The organism is Campylobacter volucris (assembly GCF_008245045.1).
GTDB lineage: Bacteria > Campylobacterota > Campylobacteria > Campylobacterales > Campylobacteraceae > Campylobacter_D > Campylobacter_D volucris.
In genome coordinates this window covers 1,030,984-1,047,439 of the sequence record NZ_CP043428.1, presented here as the reverse complement: position 1 = coordinate 1,047,439, position 16,456 = coordinate 1,030,984, and the positions used below count along the sequence as shown (strand labels likewise).

The 16,456-nt window shown below is 28.3% G+C and carries 17 protein-coding genes; 3 read left to right on the top strand and 14 right to left on the bottom strand.

Annotated features, from left to right (window positions below):
• Positions 1-7: 7 nt before the first annotated feature.
• From ccsB to CVOLT_RS05460, 11 genes are all read right to left on the bottom strand, one after another.
• The gene (ccsB, locus tag CVOLT_RS05510; protein WP_039665818.1) at positions 8-3,238 is read right to left on the bottom strand and encodes a c-type cytochrome biogenesis protein CcsB; all 3,231 of its coding nucleotides are present in this window, start codon (positions 3,236-3,238) and stop codon (positions 8-10) included.
• 2 nt (positions 3,239-3,240) lie between these two features.
• Positions 3,241-3,936 (bottom strand): high-affinity branched-chain amino acid transporter, ATP-binding protein, encoded by a 696-nt coding sequence (locus CVOLT_RS05505; protein WP_039665817.1) that lies wholly within the window; start codon positions 3,934-3,936, stop codon positions 3,241-3,243.
• The gene (locus tag CVOLT_RS05500) at positions 3,923-4,693 is read right to left on the bottom strand and encodes a high-affinity branched-chain amino acid transporter, ATP-binding protein (RefSeq protein WP_039665816.1); all 771 of its coding nucleotides are present in this window, start codon (positions 4,691-4,693) and stop codon (positions 3,923-3,925) included. Before CVOLT_RS05500 ends, CVOLT_RS05505 begins: the two co-directional genes overlap by 14 nt.
• Positions 4,690-5,721 carry a branched-chain amino acid ABC transporter permease gene (locus CVOLT_RS05495; protein WP_039665815.1) on the bottom strand — a complete coding sequence of 344 codons (1,032 nt, stop codon included), beginning with the start codon at positions 5,719-5,721 and terminating at the stop codon, positions 4,690-4,692. The genes CVOLT_RS05500 and CVOLT_RS05495 overlap by 4 nt, the downstream gene beginning before the upstream one ends.
• A gap of 2 nt (positions 5,722-5,723) precedes the next feature.
• On the bottom strand, positions 5,724-6,620 hold the full coding sequence (locus CVOLT_RS05490) for a branched-chain amino acid ABC transporter permease (RefSeq protein ID WP_039665814.1): 897 nt from the start codon (positions 6,618-6,620) through the stop codon (positions 5,724-5,726).
• Between the two features lie 8 nt (positions 6,621-6,628).
• Positions 6,629-7,744 carry an ABC transporter substrate-binding protein gene (locus CVOLT_RS05485; protein ID WP_039665813.1) on the bottom strand — a complete coding sequence of 372 codons (1,116 nt, stop codon included), beginning with the start codon at positions 7,742-7,744 and terminating at the stop codon, positions 6,629-6,631.
• 11 nt (positions 7,745-7,755) lie between these two features.
• Positions 7,756-8,868: an ABC transporter substrate-binding protein gene (locus tag CVOLT_RS05480; RefSeq protein WP_039665812.1), complete on the bottom strand. Its 1,113-nt coding sequence runs from the start codon at positions 8,866-8,868 to the stop codon at positions 7,756-7,758.
• Positions 8,869-8,882: 14 nt separating this feature from the next.
• A complete protein-coding gene (locus CVOLT_RS05475) occupies positions 8,883-9,320 on the bottom strand; it encodes a c-type cytochrome (protein ID WP_039665811.1) in 438 nt (145 codons plus the stop codon).
• Between the two features lie 112 nt (positions 9,321-9,432).
• A complete protein-coding gene (locus CVOLT_RS05470; RefSeq protein WP_039665810.1) occupies positions 9,433-9,654 on the bottom strand; it encodes a ribbon-helix-helix domain protein in 222 nt (73 codons plus the stop codon).
• Between the two features lie 10 nt (positions 9,655-9,664).
• Positions 9,665-10,225, bottom strand: a complete 561-nt coding sequence (locus CVOLT_RS05465; RefSeq protein WP_039665809.1) for a bacteriohemerythrin — start codon at positions 10,223-10,225, stop codon at positions 9,665-9,667.
• A 61-nt stretch (positions 10,226-10,286) separates the two neighbouring features.
• Positions 10,287-10,877: a bacteriohemerythrin gene (locus tag CVOLT_RS05460; RefSeq protein ID WP_039665808.1), complete on the bottom strand. Its 591-nt coding sequence runs from the start codon at positions 10,875-10,877 to the stop codon at positions 10,287-10,289.
• A gap of 131 nt (positions 10,878-11,008) precedes the next feature.
• On the opposite strand from CVOLT_RS05460, the gene dccR reads away from it, so the two are divergent.
• Both dccR and CVOLT_RS05450 read left to right on the top strand, forming a co-directional pair.
• Entirely contained in the window at positions 11,009-11,680 is a 672-nt protein-coding gene (dccR, locus tag CVOLT_RS05455) for a two-component system response regulator DccR (protein ID WP_039665807.1), read from the top strand.
• Positions 11,667-12,887 carry a sensor histidine kinase gene (locus tag CVOLT_RS05450; protein WP_039665806.1) on the top strand — a complete coding sequence of 407 codons (1,221 nt, stop codon included), beginning with the start codon at positions 11,667-11,669 and terminating at the stop codon, positions 12,885-12,887. Before dccR ends, CVOLT_RS05450 begins: the two co-directional genes overlap by 14 nt.
• On the opposite strand, the gene CVOLT_RS05445 is transcribed toward CVOLT_RS05450, so the two are convergent.
• The 3 genes from CVOLT_RS05445 to ribE are packed head-to-tail and all read right to left on the bottom strand — an operon-like array spanning position 12,888 to position 14,339.
• Positions 12,888-13,094 carry a hypothetical protein gene (locus CVOLT_RS05445; RefSeq protein WP_039665805.1) on the bottom strand — a complete coding sequence of 69 codons (207 nt, stop codon included), beginning with the start codon at positions 13,092-13,094 and terminating at the stop codon, positions 12,888-12,890.
• Position 13,095: 1 nt separating this feature from the next.
• The gene (pgeF, locus tag CVOLT_RS05440; protein ID WP_039665804.1) at positions 13,096-13,767 is read right to left on the bottom strand and encodes a peptidoglycan editing factor PgeF; all 672 of its coding nucleotides are present in this window, start codon (positions 13,765-13,767) and stop codon (positions 13,096-13,098) included.
• Positions 13,731-14,339: a riboflavin synthase gene (gene ribE / locus CVOLT_RS05435; RefSeq protein ID WP_039665803.1), complete on the bottom strand. Its 609-nt coding sequence runs from the start codon at positions 14,337-14,339 to the stop codon at positions 13,731-13,733. The genes pgeF and ribE overlap by 37 nt, the downstream gene beginning before the upstream one ends.
• Before the next feature lie 103 nt (positions 14,340-14,442).
• Between ribE and mnmG the strand changes: the two genes are divergently transcribed.
• Positions 14,443-16,293: a tRNA uridine-5-carboxymethylaminomethyl(34) synthesis enzyme MnmG gene (gene mnmG, locus CVOLT_RS05430; protein ID WP_039665802.1), complete on the top strand. Its 1,851-nt coding sequence runs from the start codon at positions 14,443-14,445 to the stop codon at positions 16,291-16,293.
• Positions 16,294-16,456 lie beyond the last annotated feature (163 nt).

Below are 16,456 nucleotides of genomic sequence, written 5' to 3'. Positions count from 1 at the left end.
TTTACCCTTATAGTTTTTTAGCATAAGATTTTTTAAAATAGCTTACTATGCTTAAAATAATCATAAAAATAAAGCCCCAATATACATAATTTGGAATTTTAACTGCATCTCCTGCTGCATAAGAATGCATTCCTGTTAAGAAATAATTAACACCAAAATAAGTCATAATAATAACCCAATAAGCAAACATAGAGCAGATTGCAAAAGTATATTGATTAGACCATTTTGGAACTAAACGAATGTGTAAAATTGCTGCATAAGTTAATATACTAATTAAAGCCCAAGTTTCTTTAGAATCCCAGCTCCAATATCTTCCCCAGCTTTCATTAGCCCATATTGCTCCTAAGAAATTTCCAACAGTTAATAAGCATAGTCCTAAAATCATAGCCATTTCGTTGATTCTTGTAGCTTCTGTTATATTTCTTAATATGTTTTCATTATGTTTTCCATTTGCTTTGAGCATGCAAAATAAAATTAAAACAAAAATTCCAAGCAATGCACATAAGCCTAAAAATCCATAACTAGCAGTAATTACAGAAACATGTATAGTTAGCCAATATGATTGTAAAACTGGAACTAAATTGGTAATTTGTGGATCCATTTGACTAAGATGAGCCACACCTAAGGTTACACCTGCTAAAATAGAAGTTAAAGAAAGTGCAATAGGGCTTTTTCTTGAAAAGAAAATTCCAGATAGTGATAAAGCCCAAGCAATATAAACCATACTTTCATAAGCATTACTCCAAGGAGCTCTACCTGCTATATACCAGCGTAATGCTAGTCCTAGTGTATGTATAAAAAATGCAATAATATTAACAACATATACAAATTTAAAAGCAAAATCTATACGAACTTTTGGCATAAGCATTTTTACAAAAACAATGACTAAAAGTAAAAATCCTGCGAATAAATACAATGGAGCTAAATTTACAAAAATTTCACTTTTATTAAAGAAAATTTCTGTATTAAGTTTTTTCAAACTCGGCATAACTTCGTGCCCATATTTATCTTGGTAATTTTTAATTTCATTTAATGCAACATTTGCATTTTGCCAATTATTATTTTTTATAGAAAATTCTACTGCGTTAAAATAATCTTCTAATAATTTTTTTACCACTAAACCTTCTTCATCTTTTAATCCCACATAAGCTTGGTAAAAAGAAATCCATTGGTTATTGGTACTATTTTGCAAAGGTATAAATTTGAAAATTTCACCAGAAAAAATTAGATTAACGATATTTACTCTTTCATCAAGCTTGATAATTTCTTTATCTAATATACTTCTTCTATTTGGATTTTTTCTATTTGCATTTTCTACATATTTTTGTAGTTTATAGTTTTCAGTTGTGAAAAAATCTTTAAAACTAGCATAATCAGTAGGTTCTATCCCTAAAATTTCACAAATTTGTTCGTTAATGATTTTATTTCTTGGCATAAAAATTATTTTTTTATCATACCAAGCAGATCCATCAAATATCATAGAAATGATAGTTGCTTCAGGGCTTTGGTTTTGATAATTAGTACTTTTGTAAATTTTTTCTAATACTTCTGTCGCTAAAGTGTTAAATGGAACCATCCTCCCATCGGGTTTTTGAACAACTAAGGTAGATAATTCTTTAGCATGTTGCTCATCTACTTTAATTGGTTCTATTGCATAGATATTTTGCGTATTTAGTAAAAAACAGGTAAAAAATAAAACCATAGCTGTTTTTTTCAATGAATCTTGATTGATCATTTTAGCAAGAGTTCTAAATCTTGAGTGAGGATTTAAAATATTTAAAAACATACCTAAAGTCAATAAAAAATATCCTATATAAGTAGGAATCTTACCAGGATCTTTATTAACCGATAATATTGTGCCTTGTTCATCTTGATCATAAGAGCTTTGATAAAATCTAAAACCTTCATAATCAAGTACATTATTCATAAAAATTTTATAATCAAATTTTTCATCTTTATTATTTACTTCAACATAGCTTGCATAAGACATCGGAGACATTGAACCAGGATAGCGTGCTAATTCAAAATCTTTTAAATACATTTCAAATGGCATTTCATATCCTTTAGGTCCCCATCTTAAAAAGAATGCCTGATTTGCTATATCTATACGCAAAGGAGAATTGTATTCGATTAAAAATACTTCCTTGGTTTCACCTTTATAAGTGATGCTTAAATTTAAGGCATTTATAGCATTATCAGAAAGTTGGGTTGGCATATATTTTGTGCTTTGAGCAAAATCTTTAAAATTATTTAAAATAGGATTATTCCAATTTTTTGCTTCACCAAATAAAGATATTAAAGCATTTCTTCCTAATTCAATCCAGCTTGTTTTAAACCAAGTTAAAAAACTCTCATCTTGTGCAGCATTAATTCCTTCTAAAGTTTTGATGCCATTTAAAGAAGCAAATTTAACAACCAAATTTGCATTATTAAAAGAATACAATCTTTTATCTTTAGCATCTGCGGTTTTAAAAGCTTTTAAAATGCTTTCTTTGCCATCACTCATAGACATAAATTTTAAATCCATGCTAGAACTAAGATTTAAATTTTTATCTATTTTTATATAAGGTTTGCTAACTTCATCATTTAAAAAGGCTATATTTACTCCATCAATGGTTTGAATTTCTCCTACTTGAAATGTAAATTCTTTTGCTTGATTGTTTTGAGAAATCATTAAAGATAAAAGAGCAGAAGCATTAGCGTCTTCCTTATAAACTTCTTTAGCATCTAAGATTAAATTTTTATAAGTAACGGTAGCTTTATCTTGAGGCAAGATTAGATCAAAAGAAAAATTATTCACAAATGGTAAAATAGAAATGTATTCAGATTTTGAAGCACTATAAACTTTATCATCCATTAAAGTGGCGATATAAACATAACTTTTTGATGTTTCTATGATATTGTTTTTTTCATTTTCTCTAATGTGTAAATTTCCTTCAAAACCTGCATATCTAGTAAGTGCAGAACCAAATAATATCAATAAAAAAGAGATGTGAAAAATAAAAAGAGGTATTTTTTTCTTATTTAACATCTTGTATTTAAAAATGGCTGCTAAAAGATTAAGCCCTAATAGAAGTTGTATAAAACCAAACCAAGATGTCCCATAAATCATAGCCCAAGCTGTTGGTGTGCCATATGCGCTTTCTATAAAAGTAGCTAAAGCGCAAAATAAGGCAAAAAGTAAAAATAAAAATATTGAGATTTTAATATTGCCAAAAGTTAGAAGTTGATTTTTCAAATTTAAGCTCCTAGATATTTTTTTCGTATTTCATCATTTCCAATAAGATCTTTAGCAGGTGCATGCATAGCGATTTTGCCGTTTTCTAAAACATAAGCATAATCGCTAATTTTAAGTGCAGAAAATGCATTTTGTTCTACAAGTAAAATTGTAATACCTTCTTCTTTAAGCTTGACTATGATGTCAAATACCTCTCCAACTATTTTTGGAGCAAGTCCCAAAGAAGGTTCATCAAGCATTAAAAGTTTTGGTTCGCTCATAAGAGCCCTTGAGATAGCAAGCATTTGGGCTTCGCCACCACTTAAGGTTCCTGCAAGAGCATTTTTTTTATCTTTTAATCTTGGAAAAAGTTTATACATTTGATTTTTTAAATGTTCATAATTTTCAGCATTATTAAATGCGCCTATTTTTAAATTTTCTTCAATGGTTAAATTTATAAACACTCTTCTACCTTCGGGAACCAAAGCTATACCTTTTTGAACCAAAGTATGAGGTAAATGTCTTTGAGTATCATAACCTAAAAAATTTACTTCACCTGTTTTTTTAACACAATTTAACATTGCATTTAAAGTTGAAGTTTTTCCAGCACCATTAGAGCCTATTAAACTTACGATGCTTCCAGTATTAATAGTAAAATCAATACCCTTAACAGCTTCAATTAAGCCATAATAAACATGCAGATCTTTAACAACTAGCATTAAAATCTCCTAAATAAGCATTAATAACTTCAGGATTTAACACAGCATCTGTTGGTTTTCCTTCAAATATGGTCTTGCCATAATCAAGCACCATAACTTTATCACAAAGTTTATTTACAAATTTCATATCATGTTCTATCAATAAAACACTTATTTTTTTATGATCTCTAATGTCAAAAATTAACTGCGCAAGATCATCACTTTCTGTTGAATTCATACCCGCAGCAGGCTCATCAAGTAGTAATAATTTTGGATTGGTTGCTAAAGCTCTTGCGATTTCAACTTTTCTTTGTTGTCCATAGCTTAAACTAGTAGCATTTTCATCTGCCAAATCAGCTATATTTAGTTGTTCTAGTATTTCATAAGCGGATTCTTTCGCTATTTTTTCTTGATTTTTAAATCTTCCTAAATGTAAAAATGCTTCAAAAATTCCATATTTGATACTTTGATCAAATCCAATTAAAACATTTTCTAAAACACTCATACTTGAAAAAAGTCTTATATTTTGAAAGGTTCTTGCTATACCCAAATGTACGATTTTATGAGGTTTTAAATGATCGATTTTTTTATCTAGAAAAAAAACTTCACCACTACTTGGTTTATAATTGCCAGTGATGATGTTAAAAAGTGTAGTTTTTCCAGCACCATTTGGACCTATAAGACCAAAAATTTCACCTTCTTTAATGGAAAATGAAGTATCTACTATAGCTGTAACTCCACCAAAATTTTTATGAATATTTTTAAGTTCTAAAATCATTTTTTATTCCTTTTAGAAAACTTAAATAGAAAATGAGTAAGTTCTTTATCGCCCATAATGCCTTTTCTTGCAAAAAGCATGACTAAAATTAATATTATAGAAAAAATGACCATTCTAAGACCTGGCATAGCAGGTGTTTCATAACCAAAAATATTCATACTTTCATCTAAAAATCTTAAATATTCACTACCACCAATAACCAAAATAGTTCCTATAATAGCTCCTGTTGTAGAACCTAAGCCTCCTAAGACTATAATGATTAAAAGTTGGAAAGTAAATAAAAAGTCAAATTGTTCTGGAGAAACGGAAGCTAAAGCACAAGCTAATAAAGCCCCGCCAACACCTTCTAAAAAGGCTGAAGTGCTAAATGCTAAAGTTTTGATTTTAAAGGTGTTAATGCCCATAGCTAAAGCTGCATCTTCATCATCTCTAACAGCTTTCATCGCCCTACCAAATTTAGAACTTACTATATTTAAAATGATAACAACAGCAAAGATGGCTATCCCGCCACTCCAATACAAAGTAGTATGTTTTGGTATATCATTTAAACCTAAAGATCCATTGGTAATGGATGCAAAATTTATAGCCATAAGCTTGATGATAATCCCAAATCCTAAAGTGACAATAGCTAAGTAATCTCCTCTAACTCTAAATACAGCAAAAGCCAAAATCAAAGATAAAAGCATCGCGCAAAAACCAGCTGCTAATAAAGCTATGATAAAACTTGGAGAATGAATCATTAAAATAAAACTGCTTGGATCTTCTAATGAAAATTGATCTAATTTGCTTTCGCTAGTTAGTAAAACTAAAGCAGCCACATAAGCCCCTATTGCGACAAAACCATTTGGTTCTAATGAAAATTGACCTGTAACCCCATTGATGAGATTGTAACTCACTGCTAAAATAATGAAAATTGCAATATTGCTTAAAATTCCTAGTTTGTAATCATTTAAAAAATAAGGAGATATAAAAATAATAGCAATAGCAATAAAGAAAAATGTCAAATGAGTAATTTTTCTACAAACCATAGTTAAAACCTGCTTTTTTCAAAATTTATACCTAAAATTCCAGTAGGTTTAAATAATAAAATTAATACTAAAAATATAAATGCAAAGGCATCTTTAAAACCCGAAAGATCAGGAAAAAGAGCAACAACAACAACTTCAGTAAATCCTATAATCAATCCGCCTAAAACAGCTCCAGCAACAGATCCAATACCACCTAAAACAGCAGCTCCAAAGGCTTTTAAGCCTATTAAAGTTCCCATGCTAGGTTCTACTGAAGGATAGCTTACTGCCCAAAAAATTCCACCTATAGCAGCTAAGGCTGATCCTAATGCAAACACTATAGCTATAATACGATTTGCATCAATTCCCATTAAATTTACCGTGTGAATATCAAATGCTAATGCTCTAATAGCTATACCATATTTACTTTTATAAAGAATATATAAAACAATAAGCAAAATAAAAAAAGTTAAAATAGGTACTAAAATACTATTTGCACTAATGCTTATATCGTTAATATTAATTACTGTTTCTAAATAACTTGGAACTGGAAAATATCTTGGGGTAGAGCCAAATACGACATTAAAAACATTTTGTATTAAAAAACTAATACCAATGGCAGTAATTAATAAAGAAATTCTAGGTGCTTTTCTAAGTGGCTTATAAGCAACTTTATCTATAGCTATACCTACAGCAGCTGCAAATAACATAGCTAAAGACAAAGCTCCTAAAAAAGGAACATTCATGCTAGTTACGCAAAAAAGAGCTGAGTAAGCTCCAACCATCATGATATCACCATGCGCAAAATTAATTAGTCTTAAAACACCATAAACCATAGTATAACCTATGGCTATGAGTGCATACATACTACCTAAACTAAAACCATTTATAATTTGCTGTAAAATTAAAGAACTATCCATTGAACCTCTTAAGGAAGAATTGAATCTTTGTAAACTTGTTTTTGATTTTCTATTGATTTAATTACAATAGATCTTGTTGCATTACCACTTTTATCTATACTTATAACCCCACTTACACCTTGAAAATTCAAAGTAGAATGTATATTATCATTAATACATTCTGTGTTAAGATTATTTACACATTTTTGCATCGCTTCGTATATGACAAAATAAGCATCAGCTCCCATTGCGCTAAAATTTGGAACTTCTTTATTTTTCTTTTCTTTTTCATATGCTTGTATAAATTCTTTAGATAAATCAGTTGGAGGGTTGTTATAATCAAAACTATCAGTGAAAATATATCCTTCAGCAGCATCTTGAGCTAAATTGATAAAAGTTTCATCTGCAACTCCATCTGCTGAACCCATAGGGATATTTACGCCCATAGCTTTTGCTTGTCTTGCAAACAAAGATGCTTCAGTGTAATAAACTGGAAGATATATAAAATCAGGATTTAAATTTTTAATTTGAGAGATGATTGCTTTAAAATCTTTATCTCCAGCTGTAATTCTAAATTTATCTAAAATTTTTCCACCTTGTTTGTTAAATTCTTTTTCAAAAGCTCTAGTTAAACCCAAAGAATAATCTGTTGTTTGATCAGTAACTATAACTGCTTTGTTGTATTGGAGTTTATTTTTAATATAATTTGCTAAAGATGAGCCTTGAAAACTATCCATAAAACAAACCCTGCTTGCATAAAGTTTTTTGTTTAAAATTTTATCCGCAGTTGCAGCAGGAGCTACAACAGGAATTTTCTTTTCTTCACCAATTCTTATAACTTGTAAAGTATTAGCCGTGATCATTTCTCCAATTAAAGCTTGAACTTTATTTTGTGAAACTAATCTCGTGCTAGCATTAGCACTTTCGATTTTATCACCTTTTGTATCAACTACTACAAGATTAATTTTATCGCCATTACTAAGAGTATTTTTCATAGAATTTGCAATTTTTATGCCATCTAAAGCACTTTGTCCATATGCAGCGGTTGCTCCTGTTAAAGGAAGAACTACGCCAATATTAATTTCTTTTGCTTGTACAATACTTGCAGCTATAATAGACAATATAGCGATATTAATTTTTTTCATAATTTTTCCTTTCAAGGATTAATAATAGTTTTATATACTTGTTTTTGTTCTTGTATTTCTTTAATAACTACAGAACGACTAGCATTGCCATTTTTATCAATGCTTATAACTCCACCAACACCTTCAAAATTTAGTGTAGAATGAATTTTATCATTAATGCATTCTGGAGTGAGATTATTTTGACATTCATTCATTGCATTTATCATTACATAGTATGCATCAGCTCCCATAGCTGAAAATGCTGGAAGTTCTTTTGTCCCACGATTTTTCTCATAAGCTTGTATAAAATCTTTAGATAGTTTTGTTGGAGGATTATTATAATCAAAGCTATCAGTAAAAATTACTCCATTTACAGCATCCCCGCCAAGTTCTATAAATGTTTTATTATTTACCCCATCTCCTGCGCTTAAAAGTTTATCAAAGCCTACTGCTTTTGCTTGTCTAGCAATCAATGCTGCTTCTGGATGATAAATTGGCATATAAACAAAATCAGGATTTATATTTTTTAATTGAGAAACTATAGCTTTAAAGTCTTTATCTCCTGAAGAAATAGTAAGTTTTTTAAGTACTTTGCCACCATTTTGTTTAAATTCTTTTTCAAAGGCTCTTGCAAGACCTAAAGAATAAACATTGCTTTGGTCAACAATAACGACAACGCTTTTTAAATTTAGAGTTTGATAAGCATAATTTGCAAATTTATCACCTTGAAAACTATCCATAAAACAAACCCTGCTTGCATAAGTTTTTTTGTCTAAAAGTTTATCACCTGAAGCTACAGGCGCGATAACTGGAATTTTTCTTTCTTCAGCTATGGATAATACTTGCATAGTATTTGGAGTAACTGCTTCTCCAATTAAGCCTAAAACTTTATCTTGCGATATAAGTCTAGTTGCGGCATTAGCACTTTCGATTTTATCGCCTTTTGTGTCAATAGCTATGATTTTTACACTATCACCATTTTTTAAATTTGGACTAAGAGTATTTGCAAGTTTAACACCCTCATACACATCATGTCCATAAGCAGCTAAAGGACCAGTTAGTGGTAAAATAACACCTATTTTTACTTCTGCTGCATAAATTGCACTTGCACAAAATAGACTAGCTAGTATAAGTTTCTTTTTCATGAATACTCCTTAAATTATTTTAAAAATGTTCCGTGTTTGGTTTTGGGTTTTGGTTCTTCTTCTAATAAATCTTCTTGATTTAATTCTATAGAAAAGTTTTGACCTTTTAAATAAGCAATAATATGATTTATGTCATCATCGCTTAATTTTCTTGCATAAATTCCCATTTGAATGCTATCTGCATTTGAATTTTGATAATAACCATTTGCATAATCTTTTAACAAGCCTTTAATTTGCGCAGGAGTTAAATCTTTTATAGCTCTTTTGCCAAATTCGTTTTTTTCTCCATTGTCACCATGGCAAGTATTGCATTTGTTTTCAAAGTATATTTTTTTAGCCTTTTGTATATCATAACTAACATTATCATTAAACGTATATGTTAATAAAGATTTTACATTAAAAGCCATCAAGGAACTAGTTAGTGCAAAGATAAATAAAGCTAATCGCAACATGAAATATACCTTACTTTTTATAAAATAAGCTTTGATTATATCTAAAAAAAATAAACACTAACTTTATGGATAAAAAATATTTTAAAATAATATTATGCTTAAAAGTTAATTTTTAACATTTTAATTTTTTGATAATACTATCAAGTTTTTTACTATCACCATCTTTTAAATCTTCTAAAGCTTCTATAGCAGGAGCAAAATCTTCCATTTCATCTAAGTAATTTTCCAAAGCATCTCTTAAAATTTGAGCTTTTTTCTTTTTTGAGATTTTAGCTGTTTTGTCTAAGCGATCAAATAAATCTTGAGATAATGAAAAAGTATAGCGTTTATTCATGTTACAACCTTTATTTTAATTTTATGTATTCTTGACAAGTTTTGCATTTATAATTTGCATTTGTAGTTTGAATTTTTTGATGAATTTCATAAGATACTTTATGAATTTTATCTTTACATAGGCAAATATATTCATAGGTTTTTTGAGTGTTTGTGTCGTGTTTAGAGTGTGATTTTTTTAAGTGCTCTTGATGCCATTGTTCTATTTTCATATCTTCTTTTAGAATATGTTCAAGTAGCCATTTTGATGCAATAATATTTAATTTTTCTTTTAAATCATTTGTGCTTTTTATATTTTGAATGAGTTCAATCATTGATTGTATAATGCTTTTGTGAATTTTTTGATGATTTGCAAGATCAGGATATCCTATCTTTGCCATGTATTTTTCTTCATCGGAAAAGTGTTCTTTCATATAGTTGAAAAAATCTGCTAGTAGAAATTTGACTTGACCTTTGTGTATAGGTTTATCTGAAATCATTTCAGCATTTGCAGCAAGTTCAAAGAGTTTTTTGTGCTGTTCATCTATTGCTTTGTTATGTATGCTGTATTTATCACACCATTTAGGTAGCATCATTAACTCCTTGTTTGTTATAAATTATATCTTAATTTAAATATGATTATATCATAAATCTTCATGCAAGTATCTCCTCATCTTTGTAAAATGTAAGATTGTTTGCACATTCTTTGCATTTAAAATTTGCTTTAGTGTATTGAATTTTTAAATGAATATCATAAGAAACTTTATGTTTTTTTCCTTCGCAAGCACAGCGATATAAGAAAAAATTGGTTTTGTTTTCTTCTTTAAGATTGTTGGAATTTTCATTGTTATTTTGAGTACTTTTATACCAATGTTCTATCATAATATCATGCTGAATAATATGTTCAATTAACCACGAACTTACTATGGTATTTAATTTTTCTTTTAAGTCATTGGTGGTTTTTACTTCTTTGATGAGTTTTACCATGGTATTTGTGATTTTTTTATGCATTAGTTTGTGTTGTTCGATATATGGATAATTAATTTGTTGCATATAATTTTCTTCTTCATCAAAATGAAATTTTATATAATGAAAAAAATCAGCAATGATTTTTTTAAGTTCGATTTGATAAATAGCTCTATCTGACATCTCTTCAACTTTTGCTGCTAGTTTAAAAAGTTTTTGATGTTGAGCGTCTAAATTTTCATTATTTACGCTATATTTTTGATCCCATTCTGGTAGCATAATCATCCTAAATCATTAAATACAACTTAAATTATTCTATAAATAATAGGCTTTAATTTTTATAAATTCATTTTAAATTCATATAAAAAAAATATAATTTTTAAAAATGCCAATATTAAAAAAGGTTAAAAATGGCAACGAAAATTTTATTATTAGAAGATGATATTAATTTAGGTGAAATTGTTAGTGAATTTTTGGAAGAAGAGGGGTTTATTGTTGATTTGGTTGATAATGCAGAAGATGCCCTAAATAAAGCTTATGAGAAAAATTACGATCTTTGGGTTTTAGATGTGAAAGTTCCTTTGGGAGATGGTTTTAGTGTGCTTAAAAATTTAAGAGAAGCAAAGAAATACACTCCTGCAATTTTTATGACTTCTTTAAATACTACTATTGATTTACAAAAGGGTTTTGAAAGTGGTTGTGATGATTATATAAAAAAGCCTTTTGAACTTGAAGAATTAAAAATAAGAATTAATGCTATTTTAAAAAGATCTTTTTCTCATAAAAATGAAGATTATGAAGATTTAGGGAATGGTTTAAAATTTGCTCTAGTTTCTCAAACCTTATATCAAAATGATAAGCCATTATCTTTACCCTTAAAAGAATTAAAACTTTTATCTTTGTTGGTAAAAAATAAAGGAAAATTTATTGATACTGCTTATATTTTTGAAGAAATTTGGGATTATGATCAAGAGCCAAGCGAACTTAGCTTAAGAGCTTATGTTAAAAATTTAAGAAAAATTTTAGGTAAAGATAGCATTATCAATCAAAGAGGTAGAGGATATTGCTATGCAAGAACCTAAAAAAGTTGCATGGCAGATACTTTCTTTATATCTTATTAGTATAGGTAGTGTTTTAGCTGTTTTATTTGGAATTTGGTATGCAAAATTAAAAGATGATTTAACAAGAGAATATGAATTTAAACTAAGACAAGATTATCGTTTTATCACAATACAAATGGAAAAATTTCGTTTTGATCCTATAAGCGTTAGTGCTCCAACTATTGCTCAACTTTCTAATATCAAATTTGCTATTTTTGATAGAACAAAAGTGTATTTTTCAAATTTAGATTTTCCTGCACAAACTTTGCTTTTTAAACTGGATAATGTCAATATTTATGATAATAAATTAATTTACATTGCTGATGCAAGATTAAATAATGCTTTATTAGGAAATTTTCAAAAAATAGATACTTTAGATGTTTTAGGCGATGTCAATCGCTTGAGGGTTTTAGTACAAGGAGATGATGTTTCACAAGAGCTTGCTTTTATCAGATTTAAAGTTGCTTTTGTGATGATTTTTTCTTTAATTTGTGTGGGTATTGTGGGATATTTTATTTTAAAATTTGCTCTAAAACCTTTGGAAATGAAGATAAATTTTTTAAATAATTTTATCAAAGATACTACTCATGAGATTAATACTCCAATTAGTGCTATTTTAATGAGTATAGAAAGTTTAGAAAAAAAACAAGATTTTACTCATTTAAAACCGCTAAAGCGTATCAAAATCGCAGCTTTGACTTTAAGCCATATTTATTCAGATCTTACTTTTTTAAATTTCTATCAGGCTTATTCTTCTAATAAAGAATGGATTTTTTTAAAACCTTTAATTATTGAAAGGATAGAATATTTTAAAATATTTTTAGAGCAAAAAAATATTACCTTAAAGCTTGATTTGCAAGATGAGGGTAAAATTTTAATCAACAAAGAGCAGTTTTTTAAAATGTTTGATAATCTTTTAGGTAATGCTATAAAATATAATATAAAAAATGGACACATAGAGATTAATTTATACAAAGAAAAACTAATGATTAAAGATAGTGGTTGTGGAATTTCTGAAGCAAATTTGAGTAAAATCTTTGATCGTTATATGAGGTTTAATAATGATCAAGGTGGTTTTGGCATAGGACTTTCTTTGGTTAAAAAAATATGTGATGAACACCGTATAAATATAGAAGTTCAAAGCAAACTTAAAGAAGGAACTTGCTTTATATTAACTTGGAAAAATTGATTATTTATTGCTCATTTTAGCTTTTTCTTTTGCCATTATGAGAGTGTTGATAAAATTTGTAATTTCTTGGCTATCTTGTTTATTGAGCGGGTTGATATTATAATTTAACATTTGTGTGGTTAAGAGCTCATTGCTAAGATCATTATCTGAAAATTCTCTCGCTTTTTGTAAAATTTTTAAAGCTTGTAAATTTTTTATTTCATACATATTATCCCTTTAAATAAATCACACTTGCTATGCGTTTTGAGGTTTGGTTTTTTCTATAAGAAAAAAATCTCTCATCATCAAAAGTGCAAATATCAATATCTATAATTTTTTCTATACCCAAATCATTTGCTTGAAATTTAACCATTTTTTTTAAATCAAGTTTGTTTTTATCTAAAAAATTAGAAAAATTCTTTTGAGCAAAGTCTAAAATTTCTCCATTTATCTCATAGTTTAATCCACAAATTCCTGCAGAAATGATTAAAGTGATATCCTTAGGATTGCTTTGAAATTTTGTTTGCATTTTTAATACCGCTTGTTTTAAAATATTTTCAAAGCAACCTTTTCTTCCTGAGTGTAAAGCACTAATGATTTTTTTATTTTCATCATATAAAAGCAAAGGCAAGCAATCAGCGCTTAAAATACACAAAGCTGTCTTTTTTAAAGCACTAACCACGCCATCGCAATTTATATTAAAATCATCATTATAAACACTAACTATATTAGAATGAATTTGATTTAAAAAAACGCAAGTTTGTATATTAGTATCAAATTCAAATACACTATGGTGGATAACATTTTCTCTAAAAATATTATAGTCTTTATCAAAAGCAACAAATGCTTTTACATAATCATTTTCTAATAAAGTGATGAAATTTGATCGATTTGTTGCCATGTGAGTGTTTCTTTATGATGAATTTGTCTATAAATATAACGAGCTAAAAGGTCTGTTTCTATATTTACTCTTCTTTTTATGGTATAGTTTTTAAATAAAGTTTCTTTAAAAGTTATAGGGATGATGGTTAAACGAAAAGAATCATCAAAAACTTCATTCACTGTTAAGCTAACCCCATCTATACCTATACTGCCTTTATTTGCAATTAACATCATTATATCTTTAGGAGCTTTAATATAAAAATCAACCCCATTTTGGTTATTTTGTATTTTTATAATTTCTCCAATTGCATCAATATGTCCTTGCATTAAGTGTCCATCAAGTCTGTCTCCAAATTTTAAAGCAGGTTCTATATGAACATAATCTTTAAAATTTTCTATAGCTATATGAGTCCTGCTTTCATAAGAAAGCTCTACGCTAAATCCATCATGATAAATTTGAGTTACGCTTAAACATGCACCATTTACAGCGATGCTATCGCCTAAATTTGGTTTGTATTTAGCATTTAGTGTAAGTGTATTATTTTGATAAGATTTGACAAAAGCTAATTCTCTAATAAGCCCATTAAACATTGATAAACCTTGATTTTTTGATTAATTTTATCCAAAAGTTATAAATTTAGTTTTAAGTAAAATATTATATAATCCTTGCCTTTTTAGAAAATAAAGGCAAAATATGTTTGATGTGATTGTAATAGGCGGTGGCCATGCTGGTATAGAAGCTAGTTCAGCTGCTGCTAGAATGGGTAAAAAAACCTTACTTTTAACGACTTTAATAGAGCAAATTGGTGCAGCAAGTTGTAATCCTGCCATAGGAGGTTTAGCTAAAGGGCACTTGGTAAAAGAACTAGATGCTATGGGTGGTTTAATGGGACAAATCACCGATGAAGCTGGAATTCAATTTAGAATTTTAAATGAAAGTAAAGGAGTGGCAGTTCGTGGAAGTAGAGCACAAATTGATATGGATGCTTATAGAATTTGTGCTAGAAATAAACTTTTAAAATTGCAAAATTTAGAAATTTCACAAGAACAAGTTGTATCTTTGATTATAGAAAATGATGCTGTTAAAGGTGTAAAAACTAATTTAGATAATACATATTTTGCAAAAAAAATTATCCTTACAACAGGAACTTTTTTAAATGGACTCATCCACATAGGAGAAAAAAAGCTTCAAGCAGGTAGAGTAGGGGAATTAGCTTCAATAAATTTAGGAGAATATTTAAAACAAAGTGGCTTAAAAATAGGAAGATTAAAAACAGGAACTTGTCCAAGAGTTGATGCTAAAAGTATTGATTTTAATGTGTTAGAAATTCAACATGGTGATGCAAATCCTAAGGCTTTTAGTTTTAAAACAAAAAATTTCACCCCTAATCAACTTCCATGTTATATAGCAAGAACTAATCTAAAAACGCATGAGATTATTAAAAATAATTTTTATCGAGCTCCACTTTTTACAGGTCAAATCGAAGGCATAGGACCAAGATATTGTCCTTCTATTGAAGATAAAATTAATCGTTTCGAAGATAAAGAAAGTCATCATTTGTTTATAGAGCCTCAAACTAAAGATGCGACAGAATATTATATTAATGGATTTTCTACTTCTTTGCCTTATGAAGTGCAAATTGCTATGCTAAGAAGTATTAAAGGTTTTGAAAATGCTAAAATTACGCGCTTTGGCTATGCTATAGAATATGATTATATTGATCCAACTGAGTTAAAACATACTTTAGAAACTAAAAAGATTAAAAATTTATATTGTGCTGGCCAAATTAATGGCACAACAGGTTATGAAGAAGCAGCGGCGCAAGGATTTATGGCAGGGATTAATGCAGTTTTAGCTATTGAAGAAAAAGATCCTTTTATATTAAGACGTGATGAAGCTTATATAGGAGTATTGATTGATGATTTAGTTATTAAGGGCACAAAAGAACCATATAGAATGTTTACTTCAAGAGCTGAATATAGGCTTTTGCTAAGAGAAGAAAATGCTATTTTAAGACTTGGAGAATATGGATATAATTTTGGTCTTTTAAATGGTGAAGAATTTTCATATATAAATCATATTAAACAAAATGTTCAAAAAGGACTAGAATATTTATTAGAAACTTCTTGGACTCCAAGTAATCAAAACAATGAATTTTTGCAAAGTATCAATGAAGAAAAAATCACTTCCATAGTAAGTTTGCAAAAAATTGTTGCAAGATCAAGCTTTACTATAGATAAGTTAAAAGCTCTAAATGAAATGTTTGAAAAAATGGATGAGTATTCATTAAATGAAATTTTAAATGAAGCAAAGTATTATCATTATATAGCAATGCAAAAAGCTCAAATAGATAAAATGAAACATTTACATGAAGTTAAAATTCCTGAAGATTTTGATTTTAAAAAAGTAAGTGGTTTGAGTAATGAAGTTGTAGAAAAATTACAAAAATTTAATCCACCAACTATTTTTGCTGCTTCGCAAATTAGTGGTATAACTCCTGCTGCATTAGACATTTTATACATATATATCAAGATGAAAAAATAATTTAGATATTAAAAATGTCTAAATTATTTTTAAATTTCATACTAAAATTAATTTAAATAATACTATTTTAATCCTATTTATAAGGCTTTTGCAAAAGAAAAAATTTATTATTTTTACGATACACTACTTTCTTTTACACTGAAAAAATAATTCAAAAATAAAG